1 protein-coding gene is annotated in these 628 nt (G+C 79.1%); it reads left to right on the forward strand.

The features are described 5' to 3' along the window. Window positions 1–16 precede the first annotated feature (16 nt). Window positions 17–628, forward strand: a 612-nt coding sequence (locus DZF91_RS22755) for a D-glycero-alpha-D-manno-heptose-1,7-bisphosphate 7-phosphatase (protein ID WP_235834484.1), incomplete at its 3' end; no start/stop codon positions are given.

Consider the following 628-nt stretch of genomic DNA (forward strand, 5'->3'; position numbering starts at 1 on the left):
CACGCGGCGCGTGCCCGTGCGGCGCGGACCCGTGCGGCGGGGGGCGGCGGTCGTCGCCGGGGTCGCCTGGGCGGCGCTGACCGCCGAGTTCGCCGCCGCCCGGATCAGACCCGGCCCGGCGACCGTCTCGGAGATCGTCCGGATGGCCGTGACCAGCGCCGTCATCCCGCCGGCCGCCGTCGCGCACCGGGTGCGCGGGACGTTCCGGCACCGCGACGCGGCGGTGTGGCGGCCCCGTCCGGTGGTGCTGTTCGACCGCGACGACACGCTGATCCGCGACGTCCCGTACAACGGCGACCCCGAGAAGGTGGAGCCCGTCCCCGGGGCCCGCGCCGCCCTCGACCGGCTGCGCGGCGAGGGCCTGGCGGTGGGCGTGGTCACCAACCAGTCCGGCGTCGCGCGCGGCACGCTCACCGAGGACGACGTGCGCCGCGTCAACCGGCGGGTCGAGGAGCTGCTCGGCCGCTTCGACGTCTGGGAGGTCTGCCCGCACGGCGCCGACGACGGCTGCGGGTGCCGCAAGCCCGCGCCGGGCATGGTCGAGCGCGCCGCGCGGCGGCTCGGCGTCGCGCCGTCCGACTGCGTGCTCATCGGCGACATCGGCGCGGACGTGGCGGCGGCGCGGGCC

This window comes from Actinomadura logoneensis (genome assembly GCF_003428695.1).
Lineage (GTDB): Bacteria > Actinomycetota > Actinomycetes > Streptosporangiales > Streptosporangiaceae > Spirillospora > Spirillospora logoneensis.